18 protein-coding genes and 1 other annotated feature are annotated in these 20,591 nt (G+C 37.1%); of the genes, 11 read left to right on the top strand and 7 right to left on the bottom strand.

Annotation, left to right across the window (positions count from 1 at the left end):
* The first annotated feature begins 82 nt into the window (after positions 1-82).
* Positions 83-321, top strand: a binding site (T-box leader).
* 59 nt (positions 322-380) lie between these two features.
* From asnA to H3R29_RS00355, 3 genes are all read left to right on the top strand, one after another.
* Positions 381-1,394, top strand: coding sequence for an aspartate--ammonia ligase (asnA, locus tag H3R29_RS00365; protein ID WP_198202242.1), 1,014 nt, complete (start codon positions 381-383; stop codon positions 1,392-1,394).
* Positions 1,395-1,515: 121 nt separating this feature from the next.
* Complete coding sequence (locus tag H3R29_RS00360; RefSeq protein ID WP_198202241.1) at positions 1,516-2,220, top strand: NAD-dependent protein deacylase; 705 nt, start codon at positions 1,516-1,518, stop codon at positions 2,218-2,220.
* Positions 2,221-2,339: 119 nt separating this feature from the next.
* The gene (locus H3R29_RS00355) at positions 2,340-3,119 is read left to right on the top strand and encodes a TerC family protein (RefSeq protein ID WP_198202240.1); all 780 of its coding nucleotides are present in this window, start codon (positions 2,340-2,342) and stop codon (positions 3,117-3,119) included.
* Here H3R29_RS00355 and H3R29_RS00350 read toward each other — a convergent pair.
* Positions 3,114-3,473 carry a DUF488 domain-containing protein gene (locus H3R29_RS00350; RefSeq protein WP_174794778.1) on the bottom strand — a complete coding sequence of 120 codons (360 nt, stop codon included), beginning with the start codon at positions 3,471-3,473 and terminating at the stop codon, positions 3,114-3,116. The two genes, H3R29_RS00355 and H3R29_RS00350, sit on opposite strands and share 6 nt — an antisense overlap.
* Positions 3,474-3,517: 44 nt before the next feature.
* On the opposite strand from H3R29_RS00350, the gene H3R29_RS00345 reads away from it, so the two are divergent.
* The 3 genes from H3R29_RS00345 to H3R29_RS00335 all read left to right on the top strand — a co-directional run bounded on the left by H3R29_RS00345 (position 3,518) and on the right by H3R29_RS00335 (position 6,940).
* Positions 3,518-4,150, top strand: coding sequence for a DNA-3-methyladenine glycosylase (locus H3R29_RS00345; RefSeq protein ID WP_198202239.1), 633 nt, complete (start codon positions 3,518-3,520; stop codon positions 4,148-4,150).
* Positions 4,151-4,565: 415 nt separating this feature from the next.
* Positions 4,566-6,191, top strand: a complete 1,626-nt coding sequence (locus H3R29_RS00340) for an ABC transporter substrate-binding protein/permease (RefSeq protein ID WP_198202238.1) — start codon at positions 4,566-4,568, stop codon at positions 6,189-6,191.
* Positions 6,191-6,940 carry an amino acid ABC transporter ATP-binding protein gene (locus H3R29_RS00335; RefSeq protein WP_198202237.1) on the top strand — a complete coding sequence of 250 codons (750 nt, stop codon included), beginning with the start codon at positions 6,191-6,193 and terminating at the stop codon, positions 6,938-6,940. The genes H3R29_RS00340 and H3R29_RS00335 overlap by 1 nt, the downstream gene beginning before the upstream one ends.
* A gap of 65 nt (positions 6,941-7,005) precedes the next feature.
* On the opposite strand, the gene H3R29_RS00330 is transcribed toward H3R29_RS00335, so the two are convergent.
* Positions 7,006-7,908 (bottom strand): alpha/beta fold hydrolase, encoded by a 903-nt coding sequence (locus H3R29_RS00330; protein ID WP_198202236.1) that lies wholly within the window; start codon positions 7,906-7,908, stop codon positions 7,006-7,008.
* 215 nt (positions 7,909-8,123) lie between these two features.
* Here H3R29_RS00330 and H3R29_RS00325 point away from each other — a divergent pair, with 215 nt between their 5' ends.
* Complete coding sequence (locus tag H3R29_RS00325; protein WP_122025529.1) at positions 8,124-8,525, top strand: hypothetical protein; 402 nt, start codon at positions 8,124-8,126, stop codon at positions 8,523-8,525.
* 69 nt (positions 8,526-8,594) lie between these two features.
* Here the strand turns inward: H3R29_RS00325 and H3R29_RS00320 are convergent, their stop codons facing one another.
* Positions 8,595-8,966 (bottom strand): hypothetical protein, encoded by a 372-nt coding sequence (locus tag H3R29_RS00320; protein WP_143443996.1) that lies wholly within the window; start codon positions 8,964-8,966, stop codon positions 8,595-8,597.
* Between the two features lie 169 nt (positions 8,967-9,135).
* Here H3R29_RS00320 and H3R29_RS00315 point away from each other — a divergent pair, with 169 nt between their 5' ends.
* Positions 9,136-10,731 (top strand): sensor histidine kinase, encoded by a 1,596-nt coding sequence (locus H3R29_RS00315; RefSeq protein WP_198202235.1) that lies wholly within the window; start codon positions 9,136-9,138, stop codon positions 10,729-10,731.
* A gap of 1 nt (position 10,732) precedes the next feature.
* Positions 10,733-11,419, top strand: a complete 687-nt coding sequence (locus H3R29_RS00310) for a response regulator (RefSeq protein ID WP_198202234.1) — start codon at positions 10,733-10,735, stop codon at positions 11,417-11,419.
* Between the two features lie 43 nt (positions 11,420-11,462).
* Here H3R29_RS00310 and H3R29_RS00305 read toward each other — a convergent pair whose 3' ends face one another.
* The 3 genes from H3R29_RS00305 to H3R29_RS00295 all read right to left on the bottom strand — a co-directional run bounded on the left by H3R29_RS00305 (position 11,463) and on the right by H3R29_RS00295 (position 15,161).
* Entirely contained in the window at positions 11,463-12,461 is a 999-nt protein-coding gene (locus H3R29_RS00305; RefSeq protein WP_198202233.1) for an NAD(P)-dependent oxidoreductase, read from the bottom strand.
* Positions 12,462-12,480: 19 nt separating this feature from the next.
* Complete coding sequence (locus H3R29_RS00300; protein ID WP_122025520.1) at positions 12,481-13,560, bottom strand: AEC family transporter; 1,080 nt, start codon at positions 13,558-13,560, stop codon at positions 12,481-12,483.
* 278 nt (positions 13,561-13,838) lie between these two features.
* Positions 13,839-15,161, bottom strand: coding sequence for a replication-associated recombination protein A (locus H3R29_RS00295; protein WP_198202350.1), 1,323 nt, complete (start codon positions 15,159-15,161; stop codon positions 13,839-13,841).
* A 162-nt stretch (positions 15,162-15,323) separates the two neighbouring features.
* Between H3R29_RS00295 and H3R29_RS00290 the strand changes: the two genes are divergently transcribed.
* Both H3R29_RS00290 and H3R29_RS00285 read left to right on the top strand, forming a co-directional pair.
* Positions 15,324-16,847: an SLAP domain-containing protein gene (locus H3R29_RS00290; RefSeq protein WP_198202232.1), complete on the top strand. Its 1,524-nt coding sequence runs from the start codon at positions 15,324-15,326 to the stop codon at positions 16,845-16,847.
* Positions 16,848-17,041: 194 nt separating this feature from the next.
* Entirely contained in the window at positions 17,042-18,565 is a 1,524-nt protein-coding gene (locus tag H3R29_RS00285; RefSeq protein WP_198202231.1) for an SLAP domain-containing protein, read from the top strand.
* Between the two features lie 62 nt (positions 18,566-18,627).
* Here H3R29_RS00285 and H3R29_RS00280 read toward each other — a convergent pair whose 3' ends face one another.
* Positions 18,628-20,466 (bottom strand): BspA family leucine-rich repeat surface protein, encoded by a 1,839-nt coding sequence (locus tag H3R29_RS00280; protein ID WP_198202230.1) that lies wholly within the window; start codon positions 20,464-20,466, stop codon positions 18,628-18,630.
* Between the last annotated feature and the right edge of the window lie 125 nt (positions 20,467-20,591).

Here is a 20,591-nt window from a genome sequence, read left to right as displayed (position 1 = left end):
TCGCAGTCTTTAGAGCGGTTAATCAACATTAATGATATTTTACTTGCATTTTTATTAAAATTATGATTGAATTATTATCAAATTAAATGCAGTGAAAAAGACGAGTAAATAGCTTATCTCTTTAAGTGAATCGGTGACAGTGCAAAACCGTTAGACCCTGAGTTATTGAAAAACACTTTTAGCAGCACGCTGAAATTCATGTAAAAGTAGGTTGTGTCGTCTCCAGTACGTTACCACGCTGGTGAAGCATGTTAGTGCTTCATGAGTTGGCCCTTTAGGGCAATTGAGGTGGTACCGCGGAAAAAGCCTTTCGTCCTTGTTTTTATTAAAAACGGGATAAAGGGCTTTTTCTTTTCCTTAATTTATAGGAGGTCAAAACAATGACTTTAATTTTACCCGCAGGTTACCATCCTACTCTCACAATTCGTGATACAGAAGCAGCTATCGTTTATATTCGTGAAGAATTTCAAAGAGTTTTAGCTAAAAAATTACATTTACAACGGATGTCTGCCCCACTTTTCGTCGAAAAGCATACAGGGCTTAACGATAACCTGAATGGAGTTGAACGTCCAGTTGCCTTTGATGCTAAGGATTTGCCTGCAGATGATACACTTGAAATCGTGCATTCCCTTGCTAAATGGAAAAGAATGGCACTAAAAAAATACGGCTTTAACATGCACGAAGGACTTTTCACTAACATGAACGCCATTCGCCGCGATGAAGATTTAGACAACTTCCACTCGCTCTATGTGGATCAGTGGGATTGGGAAAAAATCATTGCTAAAGAGGAAAGAACAGAGGAAACCCTGAAAAGCACCGTTACTAAAATTTTTGCAGCAATTAAGGAAATTGAAGCTGGTTGCGCTTCCCGCTATCCCGCTTCTACTTACCACCTACCTGAGAAACTTTACTTTATTACCACGCAAGAATTAGAAGACCGCTGGCCGGATATTAGTCCTGAAGAACGGGAAAACAAGATAACTGCAAAAGAAAAAGCCGTCTTTATTATGAAAATCGGCGACAAGCTCAAAAGAAGTGGTAAACCTCATGATGGTCGTGCACCAGATTATGATGATTGGCAACTAAACGGTGACCTGATTTTCTGGTATGAGCCCTTGAAACAAAAAATTGAAATTTCTTCTATGGGTATCCGCGTTAGTCCAGAAAGTCTCCACGAACAATTAAAGAAAGCTGATTGTCTGGACCGTGAAAAATTGGAATTTCACCGCATGTTGCTTGATGGAGAATTGCCTTATACCATCGGTGGTGGAATTGGGCAATCTCGCTTATGCATGCTTTTGCTTGGTAAAGCTCACATTGGCGAAGTTCAAGCAAGCGTCTGGCCTCAAGATATGGTTACTAAGTGCAGGGAACACGACATTCAAATTTTATAATTAATAAAAACCATGCTATCAATTTCTGACAGCATGGTTTTTATTGCAATAACCCTATCTCACAGCCAAAATCTTGTAGTAAACTAGCAATAGTAAAACTAGTTTTAAGAAAGGCAAAATTATGATTAATTCTAACAAGATAACTGAATTAAAAAATGATATTGATCAGGCACGCCACATTACTTTTCTGACTGGTGCCGGCGTTTCAACTCATTCTGGTATTCCTGATTATCGTTCTAAAAACGGTATTTATGATGGCGTTTCTGAAAGTCCGGAAACAATTCTGAGTGAAGAAACGCTTTATCAGCGACCTGAATTTTTCTACAAGTTCGTCATGGATAATATGTACTTCCCTAGCGCCAAGCCAAACGAAATCCACCAGAAAATTGCCGCTATCTGCAATGAAAAAGGAGATTTAATCACCCAAAATGTTGACGGCTTGGACACGAAAGCTAGCAATAAGCACGTAACCGAATTTCACGGCTGTCTCTATAATATCTACTGCACTAAATGTCATAAATCAGTTTCATACGCTGAATATGCGAAGTCCTACCGTCATGAAAATTGTGGCGGTATTATCAGACCAGGAATCGTTTTATACGGTGAAGCCATTAATGGTGACAGTTTGGCAAAGTCTGTGAACGCCATGCAAAATTCTGACTTAGTAATTATTTCAGGCACTAGTTTTGTAGTCTATCCTTTTGCCCAACTTTTATCTTACAGGCAAGCTGGCGCTAAAGTTTGGGCAATTAATAAAACAGCCATTCCCGCAGAAGGCATTTCTGCCATCATTGCGGATGCTCTAGATGTTTTTAAGCAGCTTTAAATTTTTAAGCAGGCTCTTTAAGCTATTCGCATTGCTTTTTTTACTGGAGCACTAGTTATTACTTGTTAAAATTTGACACAGTAATTAAAAATAATTCTGAACTAGAAAAGAGCTTTTAAATGGCAATTTTTAAAATGTATGCTCCCTTTTTTAGTGGCAGCAACTGGATCCACGTGTTAACCAGTGGTAAAGATTGGCTCACCATCTTAACCCTGATTCTGATGGAATGCTTGCTTTCCGTTGACAATGCGGTTGTGTTAGCAGCCCAAACCAAGGTTCTGCCTGATAAAAAACGACAGGAAAAGTCATTGTTCTATGGCCTTTGGGGTGCATATATTTTTCGCTTTATCGTGATTGGCATTGGTACTTACTTAATCAATTTCTGGGAGATAAAATTAGCGGGCAGTCTGTATCTTTTCTATCTTTCCTTTAAGTTTTTCTACGACCAAAGGCATCCCCAAAAGGCTGCCACTAGCGCAAAGATTGAAAGTGCAAAAATTACTAAGCATACCCCTAAAAAGGGCAAACATTTTTTGTCACTTTTCTGGCGGACCGTTATTTCAATTGAAGCAATGGATATCGTTTTTTCAATTGATTCAGTGCTAGCTGCCCTAGCGGTTTCCAGTAATCCGGTAGTAGTATTAATTGGCGGCATGATCGGTATCTTGTGCATGCGGGGCGTCGCTGAAATCATCATCAAATTGATGGATATTATTCCTGAATTGCAGCCAATGGCTTATATTTTAATCGGCATCATTGCTTTTAAACTATTGCTGTCATTGCCACCACTGAACTACGAATTACCTAATACGACCTTTGCATTAATCGTGTTCAGTATTCTAATTTTAACTATTGCTTTTCACTTTTTACGTGTTAAAAAGAGTAAACGCAAATTATAGTTTTTGATCAACGTATTCTTTGAGCACAACTGCCTGGTTGTGCTCTTTATTCTTTGCACCATAAAGAAAAAGAACATCTTGTTCAACCAGCTCAGCTTTAACTTTGGCAATAAAGGCAGCAGTCACAGGATTGTGGTCCAATTCATTTATGTATTTTTGCCGAAACTCAGAATATTTAGTATCATCATGATTGAACCACTTACGCAATTCGGTGCTGGGACCAATTTCTTTTGCCCATTCATCTATATTTGCATCTTTTTTACTTTTACCTCGTGGCCACAGACGGTCAACTAGAATGCGGTAGCCGAGCGGTTGCTCATGATCGTAAATGCGTACTAATTTTATCTTTGTCATGCTAATATCCCCTTTTAATTTAAGTTTACTACACGGAAGAAAAAATGAATTACTCAACTTATTTTACTAATAAATCTACCGCCACTATTACTAAAGATTTAATTGGCAGACCCCTCACATACAATGACGGTGAACATATTATGGGTGGCTACATTGTAGAAGCGGAAGCATATTTAGGGGTCAAAGATCGCGCAGCTCATTCATACGGCGGTCATCGCAGCCCAGCTAATGAAGGTCTTTATAGAAAAGGTGGAACTATTTATATTTATGCTCAAAGACAATATTTCTTTTTTGATGTTGCAACGCAAGAATATAATGAGCCGCAAGGAGTTTTAATCAGAGCTATTGAACCAGTTTGGGGCATAGAGCAGATGACTAAAAATCGCGGGGGTAAAGACGGTGTCCTTTTAACTAATGGCCCCGCGAAAATGATGCAGGCTTTTGGCATTCACAGTAAAAAATGGAATTTACACTTCTTAACTGACTCCCCTTTTAAAATTGATTTAGATGACAGTCACAAAAAGCTGGCTAAGGAAATTAAAACCAGTGCCAGAATCGGTGTTAGCCAGTCTGAACTAGAATGGGCCAATAAAAAACTGCGTTACTATGTAGCTGGCAACCCGTATGTTTCCAGAATGAAAAAGAAAGCTTACCAAAGTGGCAATGGCTGGCAGTGAAAACTGAATTTCACCAGACCCTTAAAATAGTAAAAGAAAATAAATGAGATAATTATAAAATATTTTTTAAATAAAATTATTGACAAGTTGCTTTTAATAGCCTATTATTTTTCTAAGTTAAATAATTTCCAATGCAATAGAGGTCGCGGTTATTACAAAACTGATCTGAGTGAGCGAACACTGTGAAGTTCAGGATAAGAATTACCGCCGAAATAAGAATATTGTTCGTTTCAATTTTCTTGTTGGGCTGCAAGAGAATATTTTGCAGACTGTCCTGGTTAGTCCCCAGGGAGCGCTATATGATTTGTTTTAAAAATAGATTATGAACCTCGTTGTTTTGATTAACAGCGAGGTTTTTGTTTACGCTTTTATTGTATTGGCTTTATTTGAAACATATTTTGTGGAGGTTTTCAAAATGAAGTCAAGATTTAAGTGGTTGGCTACCCTAGTTGCCTTATTCACTTGTTTGAGCATAGCAGCTAATTTTAGTCTTACTGAAGCTGATGCCAAAAAAGATGAGGGCACATTAAAAGTAGCCATGGAAGCTAATTACCAGCCGTACAATTGGACACAGACTAATAATGCCAATGGTGCTGTACCTATTGAGGGTTCAAAAGAATTCGCCAATGGCTATGATGTTAAAATTGCCAAAATTATTGGGCAAAAATTACATCGAAAAGTTGAAGTGGTTAAGACCGAATGGGATGGTTTGCTGCCTGCTCTAACCAGCGGCAAAGCTGATTTGATTATTGCCGGCATGAGCCCTACAGCTGAGCGGGAAAAGGCTATTAATTTCTCTCAGCCTTATAGAAACAGTACTTTCGTGGTAATTACCAAGATTAATAGCAGATACGCTAACGCTAAGAAACTAACCGACTTTAAGGGTGCAAAATTAACGGCGCAGCAAGGTACTTTCCACTACGACCTGATCAAGCAATTAAAGGGCGCTAAGCGTCAACCAGCTATGCGTGATTTTGCGGCTATGCGGCAAAGTTTAATCTCTGGTACTATTGACGGCTATGTTGCCGAGGACACTGAATCAACTTCCTTTAAGATGGTTGACCCTGATATTAAGTCAATTCCTGTCAGCAAAATGGCTGGTTTCCACGCTACTAAAGATGAATCTGTCACTGCAATCGGAATCGCCAAGCCCAACAAAGCTCTGCTTAAGAGTGTTAACCAGATATTAGCTACTATTCCTGAAGCAAAAAGAACTAAGCTAATGACTGAAGCTGTTAAGCAGCAGCCTAAAACAGATAATAACAAAAAAGGCAAAAAAGCTAAGTCAGAACCGTGGTTAGTATCAATGTGGCGCCAATATGGCGGCATGATCTTAAATGGTATCGGCATGACGCTGCTTCTGGCCTCAGTTGGTACTATTGCAGGTTTCTTTATCGGTCTGGCAGTTGGTATCGTCAGAACCATTCCTACACCAACTACTACCGGTAAAAGATGGCTGCTCAAGTTTGTTAACTGGCTACTTTCGGTTTACATCGAAGTCTTCCGGGGTACGCCAATGATGGTGCAAGCAGCTGTGATTTACTATGGTATTGCCCAATTCTGGCACCTGAATATTGACAGAACTGTCGCCGCACTAATCATCGTTTCCATCAACACTGGAGCGTATTTAGCCGAAATTATTCGCGGAGGTATTATTTCTACACCCGAAGGTCAGTTTGAAGCAGCCAGTGCCTTGGGAATGACTCATAATCAAAGAATGTGGCACATTATTTTGCCACAAGCGATCAAGAATTGCCTACCTTCAATTACTAACGAATTTATCGTTAATATCAAGGATACTTCAGTCCTGAGCATCATCTCCGTATCAGAGTTGTTCTTCGTTGGTTCAACTGTTGCTAGTCAGACATTCAAGTTCTTCCCAACTTACCTGACAATTTCTGCTATCTACCTCATCTTGACCTTTACCATCACGAGAATTTTCAACTTAATTGAAAAACACCTCCAAGGAAGTAAGAATTACAACTTAATGGCAAACCAAGTTCAAGTGGGCACACCTAAAGACATGGAGGCTAAGAACTAATGACTGAAACAAACGAAACTATTTTAAGTTTAAAGCACATCAAGAAAACATTCGGTGAACACCAAGTGTTAAAAGATATCTCTTTTGACATTAATAAAGGTGAAATTGCCACCATTATCGGTCCTTCAGGTGGTGGTAAATCAACAACTTTGCGTTGCATTAACCTGCTAGAAGAGCCTACCGCTGGCGAGGTTGATTTTCATGGTGAAAATGTCCTGGCACCAAACTACAATCGCAATATTTATCGGGCTAAAGTCGGCATGGTTTTCCAACAATTTGATTTGTTTGAAAACAAGAATGTATTAGCCAATTGTATGGTCGGTCAAGAATTGGTATTAAAACGGTCAAAAGACGAAGCCCGCCAAATTGCACTTACCAATCTGAAAAAGGTAGGCATGGAGCAATACGTTAATGCTCGTCCCAGCCAGCTTTCAGGTGGCCAACAACAACGGGTTGCGATTGCCCGTGCTATCTGCATGGATCCAGAAATTTTGTTATTTGATGAGCCTACTAGTGCTTTGGATCCTGAGATGGTCGGAGAAGTTTTAAGCGTCATGAAGAACCTGGCTACTACTGGTTTAACGATGATTATCGTAACCCACGAAATGGCATTTGCTAAAGAGATTTCCGACCAAATGTTTTTCATCAGCGATGGCGTCATTACCGAACAAGGCACGCCAGATCAATTATTCAATCACCCGCAAAATGAAAAAACCGTCAAGTTTTTGAGTAATTTTCAGAATAATTAATAAGGTCTAATTAAACATAAAAAACTGGTAAACTCACGCTGTTAATAACGTGATTTGCCAGTTTTTTAGTTTGCTTGTAACTCTAAAAGCCTAATAATTTCCTGATTAAATTTAGTTGGCTCCTCCCACTGCGGGAAATGACCGGAATGGTCAAACCAAATTATATTGCACGGACTAGTAATTTTAGCAGCATATTCTGCAGTCAATTGCAAGGACACATGGTGGTCATGCCTGCCCTCACAGAAAGTGATGGGAACGGCAAAATGCAGAACATTTTCAAAATTAACGTCCATTAATTCTTCCCAGAAATACTGAATTGATTGTTTCGAGCCCTGCAAGCGATGAATTAAGTCCTTAAAAGAATAATCTTTAGCAGATATAAAAGGACCAATTAATTTGCGGTAGTTTTTAGCACCGTAAATTGAGCCGCCATAAGCCACAATCATTTTAGTTAATTTGAGGCTGGCCTTAGTTGGTTCATGGACAAAATCAAGTTGGTCAAGTTTGGCAGTATTTTTCATTTTTGTTCTTAAAAAAGCTTTTTGTAAAGCAATATTCTTTTTCATATTAACGACTTGACCAATTCCGATGTATTGCGTAACCAGGTCTGGATACTTTTGAATAAAATAGAGCCCTAAAACCGTGCCCCAAGAATGACCCATAATGATCAATTTATCTTGTTTTAACCGTTTTAATAAATAAAGCACAAACTGATGAATATCTGCCAAGATGGTGTCAATGGACAAGTCTTCTTCAGGTGAAAACTTGTAATACGATAGTCCGCTGCCCCTTTGTTCCAGATTAACAAAAATAAAATGATCTTCTAGTTCGCTATTAAATTTTTTCGTTAAGGGAATGCAGGCATCCCCTGGACCACCATGCAAATATAAAATGATTGGTTTCCGGCCTTGCTTTGAACTAATTGAAAAATATAGTTTAGCGCCGTTAATTTCTACGTTTTCTATCACTGATGTACTCATTTTTTGGCCTATATTCATATAATCGATTGCTATTATGCATACACTGCTACTTTATTTAAGTATATTATTAATGCCGCTATTTTGTAAATTCCAAATTAAGTTTGACAAAAATTAGATTCTATTATTATATGTAGATAAATAGTCAACAAGCATTACGCTATTAGAAAACCCTCTACTTTTACCTCACCATCGGAGAAAAACTCATGAAGAAAAATGGTTACAAAATTACTACCTACATTTTTGGATTCTTATTTATTATCACTTTAGGCTTTTTGCTCTATGATACTAGAAACCCGCCCACTGTATTTGGGGGTTTTACTAATAATGCAATGCCACTAAATCCTTCCAATCCTCATGTGGAAATTTCGTTTGGTTTGGACCCCGAATATGCTATAAATGTCGACGGACATCAATTTGAAAGAGGCACATATAAACGCATAAGTGACAGTGTGTTTAGCTTAAAAGCAAATAATGGTAAAGAGAATGGTGTCGCTTTTTTATCAAATAAAGGTTCATACTTGTTTCACTCTAAACTAAAGAAAAAGCTGATTAGTATTGAAAAGTTTTCGAATAAGCCAGAAATAAAGCCAGGGACTATCAAATAGTCTTACGTACTTTATGCTAGAAAAAATACCAAGCAGTATAGTTGCCTGGTACTCAAATCTTGTTAAATTTTATTCATTTTTACTTTCAGCTTGGTAAAATTTAGCCCGATTAATTAAATAGTCAAATAAAATCACACAGATTAGATTTAATACAATAATTAAGAGTATCAATAATGGGTGATCTTCTTGTTCATCTGTCATATTCAACAAATATAAAGTTTCAAAACTAATAGGTGCACCTTGCAATGCCATAAAATAAAATAAATCATTTTCGACTTGCTTAGTAAATGTTTCTTCTTTTACTTCAAAGCAAGCCGTAGCAATTATTGTTATGATGAATGCACTAATTGACCATATTAAGTTATAATTCGGCTTATTGGAGAAAAAAGCCTCCATTTCAATTATACACAACCACAGTAAAGCAACTCTTGCTAATTTCATTTTCATCTCATTTCCCACAGCCTTTCTCTTCTAATTTATTTTAATCATTTTATCATATTTTATAGTATAAGTAAAATGTGATTTTATCAAAAATATTATTCTAATAATAATTAAGGGGTCTCAGCTGTATGAAAGAGATATTAAGTTATCCAATATCAAAGGCAGATATATGTTTAAAAAAACACGTTTTACGCTGCAAACAAAAACTATTTTTCTGGTTTTCTTTACCACCATTGTTTTTATTCTAACTGCTGGAACCATCACCTCATACAAAGTAGCGCAAAATCAAAAACAAATCATCAAAGAAGAAATTAATAGTGTGTCTAAAATTGTGGCCAATAATGAGCAGGTACAAATTGCTTTAAGAAAAAAAGTCAAACCCACAACATATAACCCGATCCAAAAATATGCCGAACAAGTTAAAAAAGAAACTAAAGTAGACTTTATTGTGGTACTTGACAATAATTACGTCCGCTATTCCCATCCTTCTGAGAATCATATCGGCAAAAAATTCAGTTCGCCTTCTGATGCTCAAAAATCAAGCTCTGGTAAGGCGCATTATTCTCACCGTATGGGTGTTTTGGGAACTGGCTACCGGATTTTCCGCCCAATTTTTGCACACAAGCAGCAAATCGGAATAGTTTGTGTTGGTCTCACTGACAAATCAATTAATAAAGTTATTCGAGTCGCCCAAAGATCAGTTGTAATTGGCTCTCTAGTTTCATTAATAATTGGCATACTGCTGGCTTTATTAATATCAAGACGCATTAAAAAAACGCTGTTTGATATGGAACCAAACGAAATTGCATTTAAGCTCACAGAATTATATGCTATTAATGACAGTATTGATGAAGCGCTTATTGTTGTAAATAATCACAAAATTTTAATTACTGCTAATTATTTGGCTAAAAAATCTTTCCCTTCCTTAATGGTGGGAAAAGCCCTGGATAAAAATCTAATTGATTTATTATTTGCAGACAGCCAACAATTACCTAAGACAAATGAACTTGTCTTGATCAATGCTAAAGAATATATTGTTTCGGTCAGCCAGCTGGTATACCATAAGCAGATTTTTGGTCAAGTAGCTCTACTGCAGGATCAGTCCAAATACCAGAAGTTATCCGAACAGCTTGCCGGCAGCCAACAATACATTCAGTCACTAAGGGCACAGTCACACGAATTTTTAAATAAATTGCAGGCAATTTACGGCATGATTGAATTAAAGCAGTATGATCAAGTTAATTCATTCATTGCAAAAATAAACCAAAATTACCAGCAAGAATTTGGTCAACTGAATAAACAGCTCGAATCCCCTGCGCTTGTTGGTTTTTTAACTGGAAAAATGAACCAGGCGCAAGAGCAAAGAGTCAACTTGGAAATTACGCCAGACTCCAATTTACCGCAAAAGGTTGTAACTGAGCAATTAAATTTAGACCTGATTAAAATACTGGGCAACCTCATTGATAATTCGCTTGCAGCAATTAAAGATAGCGGCAAAATCACCTTGGCAATTAATTTCGATAGTGAAAGCTCAGTCTTAATTATTGAAGTTGCTGATACTGGTACTGGCATTGCGAGCGCAGTTAAAAAGCATTTATTTAAACAGAAGTATTCAACTAAGGGCAAGGATCACGGCTATGGACTTATTCTGGTGCAGCAAATCATTAAATCCTATAGTGGCCATCTTGAAGTTTCATCTTGTAAACCTCATGGTAGCAATTTTTATATAGAATTGCCTTTGCAGGAAAAAAACGAAAAGGAATAAAATGTTAACAATTTTAATAGTTGAAGATGACCCGATGGTCAGCTCGATTAACAAACAATATTTAATGAGAATTATTAAGCCGGAAAACCTGACTGTATATCAAACTGCTACTGCCAAAAAGGCACTAGCAATTACTAAAAAAATCAACCCTAATCTGATTCTGCTTGATGTTTACCTTCCTAAAACTTCTGGCACCGAATTACTGGAACAATTTATTCAGCATAATCTCCATCCCAATGTCATTATGCTTTCTGCCGCCAAAGACAGTACCAACATCAATATGGCTTTAAAATATGGTGTTTTGGACTACTTGCTCAAACCTTTTTCTTTTAAACGTTTTAAAGAGGCAATTGAACATTTTTTAAAATATAACGAAGTATTGCAAAAAAACAACACGGTGTCACAAGGTGAACTTGATCATATTTTTATTACCCAAGATATGAATAACTTAAATGATGAGACCGGGTTGCCTAAAGGACTTTCAGATTTTTCCTTAACCAAAATTAAAACTGCTATTTCCCAACTTGCTGGTGAATTTTCCAATCAAGATGTTGCACGACAATCAAAGTTATCACGCATTACTACCAAAAAATATTTGGACTATCTGGAAAGAACCGGCAAGCTTTCAGCTAAAGTGCACTATTTAAAGGTTGGTCGGCCAATTAAAATATACAAATTGAATAAATAAAAAAACAAGCTATTGTCGTAGCTTGTTTTTTATTAGATAAACTTTAGTCAAGTTTCACATCATTATCAGTATGACCAGTCTCTAATACTTGGTGGAAGTTCTCATAACTGACATTAATCATGTCTGTTAAAGCAGGACTGGTATATGAACCAATATGAGGAGTTAATAAAACTTTAGGATATAATTCTGTTAATTGTCTGGTTAAATCATTAGTGATATTGCCATTATAATTATGACCCAAAACTTCTGCTTCATCAGGCAGAACATCGCTGGCAAAGCCGGCAATTTGACCATCCTTAATCGCCTTAATTACAGCAGGATAATCTGCCAGTTGTGATCTGGCAGTATTGACCAGAACCGCATTGTTCTTCATTTTACCTAGAAAAGCTTCATCTATCAAATTATCATTTTGCCCTGGGAAATACGGTACATGAATTGAAACAATGTCTGATTGAGCTAGTAATTCGTCTTGACTTACAAACTTTACGTATTGTTTGGCAAAATCACTCGGATAAGGATCATAGCCCAAAACATTGGTCCCCATGCCATGATACAGTTGTGCTTCCGTAGCTCCAATTCTACCAGTACCAATGATACCTACTGTACTTGAATGAACTTCCCCTGAAAAAGTGGCAGTCGAAACTGAAAAATCTCCCTTATTAGTCAAGGTGGTAGCTAAGGCGGTATGTCTAAAGAGCATCATCCCTAAAGTCATAGCTAATTCAGCCACTGCGTATGGTGAATAAGCAGGAACGCGGGCAACTTTCATATCGTATTTCTTAGCGGCCTTAAGATCAATATGGTTATATCCTACTGTTCTCGTGAAAACATATTTAATGCCCCACTCGTTGAATTTGGCTAAGTTGGTTGCATCACCTACACAGTTGGCTCTGAGTAAAACTGCATCTGCTCCCTTAGCTGTTTCAACATTATCATGAGTTAACATGTCGGATTCCAGCTGCAATTCATAATTATATTTATTTAATTTTTTAAAATAATCAACTTCATTTTCGCGAACGCCATAGGCTACTATTTTAAACATTTTAAAATTTCCCTCCTAATTAATGAAATATACCAATTTGACTGAGAACGCCCAGAAAAGCGATCCATATTGGCATGGCAATAACTGCCATAATTGTTGAAATAAATGATGCATCAGAAGATAACACCGGCTCACGGTCAAAACTGATTGCATAAGATGATGCAACAGCTGCAGTTGGTGTAGCCATCATGATGATAATTGTTCCTAATGCAATGTAGCTAACAGGTAAAATATTAGTTACAGATAAAATAACTAGGAGCAGTAAGTTCAAGATTGGCACTAATATAACCTTGTTAAAACTGTAGTACCATGAAGTCTTGTTAGCAGCAGCTTCTTTGAATGAAGTTGAGCCTAAAGTAGAACCGATTGATAACCAAGCAAGAGGTGAAGCCAGATTTGCTAAATATTGCATTGGTTTATATAGCCAAATTGCGGTTTGGTCAATACGATAAAACGCAACGTGAACTATTGGTGCATTGGCATTAATTACACCGTTAACTGCTTGTTTAACAGCTACTTGAGGTACGTAATTTTGGCACAACCATAAAATCAGACCCAAGAATGTTGCAATTACGACTGGGTTAACAAACATCTTCTTTAAGTTGCTGGCCTTCATCTTGAGTCCGGACATCTTGATATACGCATATGAATATAAAAAGATTCGGTAACCAATGTTAAAGATAGAGCTGTACATGATACCCTTAGGACCGAAAACAGCCCCTACAATTGGAATACCAAAGAAAGTAGTTGAACCAAATGTGGTTAGTACTGCCAAAACATCTCTTTTATCTTTAGGGTATTTAACATAAGACAACGGGGTCAAGAATATCAAAATGATATAAATTACAATTCCCCAGATTAAAACATTCATCCCTTGTGATAAAGTTTCATTGCTAATTGGTTGCATGAATGAGTTAAAAGCCAATGCTGGTAACGCAACTGTCAAAACTATTTTGGACAATATTTTACCAAACTTTTCGGTAAAAATACCGCGTTTACGCAGGTAAAAGCCCAATAGAATAATGAAAATTGTTGACGTTATTGAACTGACAATCGCAACATTCGAAAAAGTTACTTTGATTGCTTGCGCAATATTCATTTTATTTCCTCCTATTAGTTATTCTTTTCACATTGATAATACTACTTATTTGTGAAATTAATAACTTTATCAAACTAAAGTAACCTTTTGTAACTTATGTAAATTAAAAAGCTGTGACTTTCACTTCTGCTGTTAATCCCAAAATTAGGACAAATTCGAATTCATAGCAAACAGGCAAACCATTCAAATTGTGGTTTGCCTGTCTTTAGTTGGCACTTGAATAGAAGTGCCACATTATAATCTAACTAATGAAACCAGACTTTAGGAACAATTTCAGGCTATTTATCGTGTTCTTTGTGCCATTCTTTAATCTGTTCCAGCCTCTTTTTAAAGCGGTCTTCATGACCTTGCGAGGTTGGCAGATAATATTCGTGGCCTGCCAAGCTTGGCGGCATAGTTTTCATTGTCGTTAACTTGTCTTTAGCATAATGTGCCAGCTGGTAACCTTTACCATAGCCCAAATCTTTCATCAACTTAGTCGGGGCGTTGCGAATTTGCAAAGGCACTGGTTCATCTATCGTCTTCTTAACATCTTCTTCAGCGGCTAATCTAGCTTTATAAACTGCATTTGACTTTGGCGCAAGCGACAAATAAATCACTGCTTCAGTCAAATGCACATCACATTCCGGCATCCCTATAAATTGACAAGCCTGAAAGACGTTGACCGCCACATTCAGTGCATTAGTATCTGCCAAGCCAATATCTTCACTGGCAAAGCGTACTAGTCTACGTGCAATATAAAGTGGATCTTCTCCCCCTTCAAGCATCCGCGACAACCAATAGATTGCTGCATCTACATCGCTGTTACGCATTGATTTATGTAAAGCAGAAATAATATTGTAGTGTTCTTCCCCGTCTTTATCATACAAGACTGACTTTTGCGTGATTAATTGTCCCAAATTGTCCATGGTCACAGCGATCGTATTACCATTTTTGTTGCCGTTTAAAACTGCCATTTCCAGCGTGTTTAAAGCCGTCCGGGCATCACCATTGGCAAATTTGGCAATGGCTTTAATCTCTTGCGAACTGATTTTAACGGTTAGCTTGCCAAAACCGTTAGGGTTGTGCAAAGCATTTTGCAATAGCTTAATGATGTCTTTGACTTCAAGCGGTTTTAAGACAAAAACCTTGCAGCGCGAAAGCAGCGCTGAATTAACCTCAAAAGAAGGATTTTCGGTCGTGGCACCAATTAACGTGATACTGCCGCGTTCAACGTAAGGCAAAAAAGCATCTTGTTGTGCTTTATTAAAACGATGGATTTCATCTACAAATACCAGTGTTTTTTGTCCTACTTCGTGTTCTGCTTCAGCCTGCTTCATAATCTTGCGGATTTTAGTAATACTGCTGTCAACTGCACTAAAGTTGAAAAAACTCGCCTTACTCTGCCGGGCAATTATTTCCGCCAAAGTCGTTTTGCCGACTCCAGGTGGTCCCCAAAAAATCATTGAAGAAACTTGGTCATTATCAATGATTTCCCGCAATATTTTCCCCGGTCCCAGCAGCTGTTCTTGCCCTACAAACTGAGCTAGGTTTTGGGGGCGTACACGGTTAGCCAATGGTTCATTTTGTCCACTATTTGCAAATAAAGATTCTTGCTTCATCATGTCATCTTCTTTTTATTTACTTTCAGACAATTACTAACCTAATTATACAAGCATTTGTTAGCAAGCAAAAATAATCGAACGCTTGTTTGAGATAAATTTATTAACTAGTTTGCGGTACAATGATATAAGTAAAGAATTTGTATATTATGAGGTGAAGTTATGAAATTTTTCAAGAAAATTGGTATTGGCTTAGCCGCAACAGTGTTGACAATTAGTCCGCTGCTGCCAAGTCTAAATCATATTCAAACAGTGCAAGCTGCGCCAAAAGCACAAAAACTAGCTAAAAACAGAATTACTTTAGTCAATGACGCACCCGTATATAATCAATATGGTCAAAGACTTAAAGCAAGAAAAAACGGGAATTATTCTGTAATTGAACCAGACGTTAATGGTTTCTGCTATGTTTCTTCTTTTGATGTCGACTCCTTAGATTATTACGGGACAATAATGATTAATGGGCAAAAATACTATAAAATTGGTCAAGGAGAATATATTAATGACGGTGATGTTAATAACGTTAACGGTAAAAGCTCTAAGACTGGTAAGCTGGTTTTGAATCACAGATCTGCGATCTATACTAAAACAGGTAAACTAAAAGGCAAGACTCTACCAGTTAAATCAGTCGTTAACTATCAGGACCAAGTTAAGCAAACCCAATCTAATCAAAAATATTACTTTGCAAAATTTAACGTTTCTGAGCAAAAGGCAACTTTTTATTACTTGCCGACAGCAACTGTTAATGGTAAAGACTGTTATGCAATAGGGAAAAATCGTTATATTAGAGCAAATAACGTTGATAGTATAGATGGGTATCCCCTTATGTACAATGGCGTTACCTATGCTACTGTTCTTAAAAAGACGACAACTCAAACTTTAACCAATGATTCTACTAAGCACGTTCTCAAAAAGGGTCAAGAAATTAAAGTTGATTTAGCGGTTCAACCTTGGGCAGAAGACTTTGAAGGCTATATTTATCGCCTGCACGATTATCCTAACGAATATGTTGGTCAAGGTTACATTAAATTAAGAAACTATTTGCCAACATCAAGTTACGATGAGCTTACATTCACCTATGTAAAGCCTAATACGACGACAAATACTAAATTCTATAATTTTGACGGCACTACAACAGGCATCAGTTACAGGAATCGTAATCAAAGCCCCTTGACCGTTGATGGTCTTTATTACTTATGGGTACCTAGTGAAAAGAAAGCAGAATTGTTTTACCACTTTTTAACCTACAGAACAGACAGAAGCTATTTCGTTAATAACGACGGCACTGATCTTAAAAAACCAGAGCTTGACAAAAACAATAAACTAATTGAATCGACAGAAGATAAGATTCGCTATACTAACAGTTTTGTCAAAGCTAGTGATGTTACTTTTGCCGGTGGAATTAAACTTACCCCTCTCAATACTGCCAAAGACGCTGAAAGCGAGCAGAAAGTAGCAACAGATAAGGATAAGCAAGAATTGCAAAAAAAATTTGAGGAAAATAAGAATAACAAGAATGTTAAGTGTGAGCAACAAAGTGCAGTAAGTAATTTTAATAATGCTTTGATGATTGCTTCTTCTGTTTTACAATCTCCAAAAGCCACGATTGCTCAAGTAAAACAGGCACTTTGGCTACTTGACACAACCAAAATTCAATTAAGTACTTTAAACTTCGCTGAATGGAGTTAAATTAAAAAATGGAGTTAGTCCACTTTTATGGTGGATTAGCTCTATTTTTATTGCTTAATTTGAAAATTAGTTTACCCTTGCCAAAATATTGTAAACCAGACAAAAGTTCTAACAATTTATATAATAAAACAATTTTAAGTAGCAGTTTAGGGTACAATGATATTAACATAAGTAATTTTTTGCGAGGTCATAAAATGAAATTTTTCAAAAAAGTTGGCATTGGCTTAACAGCCCTGGCTCTATCCACCACTCTATTTTTGCCATATACCGCTAACCCCCAAACAGTAGAAGCAGCTCAGAAAGCCAAAGGAAAAGTCACACTGCTTGAGAGTGATTATGTTTACAACCCGTCAGGCCATAAAATAAAATTGAAGCAAAATCAGAGTACACATAGCTATAACATTCCTAACGGCTTTAATGCTGATCCCAAGGGCTATTTGACTACAGAAATGATAGTTTATGATGATGACAGTAGAACCAGCTATCCCTACTACGGCACTAAAAAAATTAACGGACAAAAATTTTACCACTTAGGGCATAACTATTACATTAATAGTGCTAATGTTTTAAAAGTCAATGGGCGCAATATCACACAAGGTAAATTGACTATCAATCACAATTCACTGATTTACACCAAGACTGGCAAAGCAACCGGTAAGAAATTAAGAACTAATGCAATTGTCAAGTATCAAGGAAAAGCTAAGACTGCTATTAAAACACCCAAATATTTTTACTATCTTAAAGATATAGACAGATACTTCAAACCCCGATACATACCTACTCACAAAATTAAAGGGAAATATTATTATTCTTTAGGGCATAATCGCTACATCAAGGCAGCCAATGTCGGTTACATTAATGGTCACATTGCTCGTTACAACGGCACTGTAAATGCCACAGTTACTAAAAGAACTTATACTACAACAATAAATTTTTCTGCCGCAAAGCGGAAACTCAAAAAAGGACAAAAGATTAAACTTGATTTAACTGTTATTCCTTATGAAAGTGATGGCTTCGAGGGCTATATATACAGATTACATGATTACCCAGATGAATATGTTGATGAGGACAATGTTAAGCTGAAAAGGAATCTGCCTATTATTGATTATAGTGACTTGGTTTACACCTATATCACTCCACTAGCAGATAATAGTGTTGAACTTTATGACACATCTGGCAAGGCAATTGGTAAACGCATCATAAAGCCGCAATACAGTAATCTTACAGTTGATGGCTTAATGTATCTCTGGGTACCCGAGGAAAACAAGGCGGAACTGTTTTATCATTGCCTAAATTACAGCAACGAGAGTGTGATTGGTGACAGCCAGCCAATACCAGCACCAAATTCAGGGCCAACTTACCCTGCAAAAAAGCAAGCACTAATTTATGGCAATAACTTTATTAAAGTAAACGATGTGAAATACGTTAGCGGGTTAAAGCTAAAAGCTCTGAATACGATTGAGCAGGCTGAAAATGGGCAAAAGATTGCTACAGGAGCTGACAAACAGGAACTGCTCACACTTTTTAATGAAGGAAAAGATCTAGCAAAAAATAGTGCTTATGATGATCTTATGTCTAATTATGATTGTGCTTTAAGAAATGCTTCTGCTATGTTAAGATCTGATAAAGCAACTATCGCTCAGGTAGATGAAGCTGTCTGGTACGTTAAAACGGCAAAGGAGCAGCTGACAACTATGTCTGTCCCTCAGGGTGATTAATTTTTTAACATAAACAAAAAGACTAATTCGTAATTAAAAACGAACTAGCCTTTTTTTCTTATCTATTTAAGCTTGAACCCTTTAGGCAGCTGCGGCTTTTTGCCATTATACATGACATAGGTTTCTTTAGGACTCTTTTTAGCCGAATGGTTATACAGTTTTAGCAATTGTTTTGCAGTATATTTTTTGCCTTTCGGCTTTCTAATTGTCCCTTTGCCAACAGCTTGGATATGTTTAAAGCCTTTGCCTACTCCCGAACTCTTACGTAAGCGGTAATGCCCAAGCTTGACAACAAAGCCTTTAGGATTACCAGCATTTTTCAAAATCTGACTATTATGAATATTAAAATGGCTTAAATCAACTCCAGCGAGCTTCTGATCATTAGTAAACATTTCCGTTGAATCATACATTTTTGGTAACTGCCAGCCACGCAAATCAACAAAAACAAGATTATCACAGTCCATAAACATTTGGCTGACCCTGGTAACCTGGCGTGTATCCCAAGTATGCAGGTCAAGCTGCTCAAGACTTTTCGCACCCTTAAACATCCTAAGCATATCAGTAACGTTGGCAGTATTAAAGTGACTTAAGTCAACCTCTTTTAGACTGCTGTCGCCACTGAACATTGAATTCATCCAGCGTACGTTCTTGGTGTTCCAACCCGTTAAATTGAGTTTAACCAAAGAACTGTCTCCAGAAAACAGCGAGATCATATTAGTAACGCTACTGGTATCAAAACTACTTAAATCCAAACTAGCAACAGTCGGATTGCATGCGAACATTTCTCTCATATCTTTAACTTTACTCGTATCAAAGTGACTGAAATTTAGCTGATCCAAGTGAGCGAATTTTGCAAACATACCCGACATATCTGTAACATTACCAGTATTAAAGCCACTTAAGTCAAGTTTAGTTAAGTTAGAACACCCTTGAAACATATTTTTCATACTGGTGACTTTTTTGGTGTCCCAATTAGCCAAGTTTAAGTGAATAACTTTACTGCCCGAAAACATTTCCGCCATATTAGTCACTTGACTGGTAGCAAAATTACTCAGATCAAGACTTGACAAATTTTGGGTACTGGAAAACATCCTAGACATATTATTAACTTTTCTGGTATCAAAGTGCTTAAGATTTAGTTCAGGAACTTTTATTCCAGCAAACATACCAGCCATGTTAGTGACATTACTAGTATCAAAATTAGCCAGATTAAGTTCTGCCACATCGCTATCCGCAAACATCTCTGCCATATTGGTCACTCGGCTGGTAGCAAAACTACTCAGATTAAGACGTCGCATCGGACTGTTTCTAAACATACCGCTCATATTTGTGACTTTGCTGGTATTAAAACTGCTCAAATCTACTTCTGTTAAGGCTGTGTTGTCAAACATTCGTTCCATGTTAGTCACTTGGCTGGTGTCAAAGTGACTAACATCAGCTTTAGTTAGAGCTTTGTCATTAGTAAAAAGCAAAGCCATATTTGTCACTTGACTAGTATCAACTTTGTCGAGACCTGTAATATCCTCCAAATACTCAAGACCGGCAAACTTTTCTGCCGAATTCGGAGCCATTTGAACCGGCGTTTCAAACACAATATGCTCAATATTACCAGACCATTTAAACTGCTTTAAAAATGGTGTGCTGGATAATTGACTGCTCTTTTGCGGGCCACTAATCCGCAAAGTTCTACTAATAACATCGTATTTCCACGTACAGCTGCCATCAGTGCCAGTCCAAAGACCGGCATCAGATGGCAAACCTGTCGCACTAATTGGGACAACAGTAGGAGTTGCTGCTGCAGCTACATTTAAGTTAGTTTGCACCGTTACGACTAAACCTAATGCCATTGTTGCAATACCTATCCCAGTTTTTTTAAACTTGATTAAATTTGGTAACTTCATCTTGTGACCTCTTTTCTCTTACCATTATTATAAGGGCATTTTGCTTAAATCTAATTAATAATTTAAAACTTAAGTTAAACTTTGTCAGACTTATGTCATTTCACTTTAAGCCATGTGTTACCACA

Origin of the sequence: Lactobacillus sp. M0393, assembly GCF_016102025.1 — a bacterium.
Taxonomy (GTDB): domain Bacteria; phylum Bacillota; class Bacilli; order Lactobacillales; family Lactobacillaceae; genus Lactobacillus; species Lactobacillus melliventris.
This window is presented reverse-complemented; position numbering and strand designations above follow the sequence as displayed.

Excerpts from the sequence above, each read along its gene's own strand:
- asnA (WP_198202242.1), top strand. The coding sequence starts at position 381 with ATGACTTTAATTTTACCCGCAGGTTACCATCCTACTCTCACAATTCGT.
- H3R29_RS00360 (WP_198202241.1), top strand. The coding sequence starts at position 1,516 with ATGATTAATTCTAACAAGATAACTGAATTAAAAAATGATATTGATCAG.
- H3R29_RS00355 (WP_198202240.1), top strand. The coding sequence starts at position 2,340 with ATGGCAATTTTTAAAATGTATGCTCCCTTTTTTAGTGGCAGCAACTGG.
- H3R29_RS00350 (WP_174794778.1), bottom strand. The coding sequence starts at position 3,473 with ATGACAAAGATAAAATTAGTACGCATTTACGATCATGAGCAACCGCTC.
- H3R29_RS00345 (WP_198202239.1), top strand. The coding sequence starts at position 3,518 with ATGAATTACTCAACTTATTTTACTAATAAATCTACCGCCACTATTACT.
- H3R29_RS00340 (WP_198202238.1), top strand. The coding sequence starts at position 4,566 with ATGAAGTCAAGATTTAAGTGGTTGGCTACCCTAGTTGCCTTATTCACT.
- H3R29_RS00335 (WP_198202237.1), top strand. The coding sequence starts at position 6,191 with ATGACTGAAACAAACGAAACTATTTTAAGTTTAAAGCACATCAAGAAA.
- H3R29_RS00325 (WP_122025529.1), top strand. The coding sequence starts at position 8,124 with ATGAAGAAAAATGGTTACAAAATTACTACCTACATTTTTGGATTCTTA.
- H3R29_RS00320 (WP_143443996.1), bottom strand. The coding sequence starts at position 8,966 with ATGAAATTAGCAAGAGTTGCTTTACTGTGGTTGTGTATAATTGAAATG.
- H3R29_RS00315 (WP_198202235.1), top strand. The coding sequence starts at position 9,136 with ATGTTTAAAAAAACACGTTTTACGCTGCAAACAAAAACTATTTTTCTG.
- H3R29_RS00310 (WP_198202234.1), top strand. The coding sequence starts at position 10,733 with ATGTTAACAATTTTAATAGTTGAAGATGACCCGATGGTCAGCTCGATT.
- H3R29_RS00305 (WP_198202233.1), bottom strand. The coding sequence starts at position 12,461 with ATGTTTAAAATAGTAGCCTATGGCGTTCGCGAAAATGAAGTTGATTAT.
- H3R29_RS00300 (WP_122025520.1), bottom strand. The coding sequence starts at position 13,560 with ATGAATATTGCGCAAGCAATCAAAGTAACTTTTTCGAATGTTGCGATT.
- H3R29_RS00295 (WP_198202350.1), bottom strand. The coding sequence starts at position 15,161 with ATGAAGCAAGAATCTTTATTTGCAAATAGTGGACAAAATGAACCATTG.
- H3R29_RS00290 (WP_198202232.1), top strand. The coding sequence starts at position 15,324 with ATGAAATTTTTCAAGAAAATTGGTATTGGCTTAGCCGCAACAGTGTTG.
- H3R29_RS00285 (WP_198202231.1), top strand. The coding sequence starts at position 17,042 with ATGAAATTTTTCAAAAAAGTTGGCATTGGCTTAACAGCCCTGGCTCTA.
- H3R29_RS00280 (WP_198202230.1), bottom strand. The coding sequence starts at position 20,466 with ATGAAGTTACCAAATTTAATCAAGTTTAAAAAAACTGGGATAGGTATT.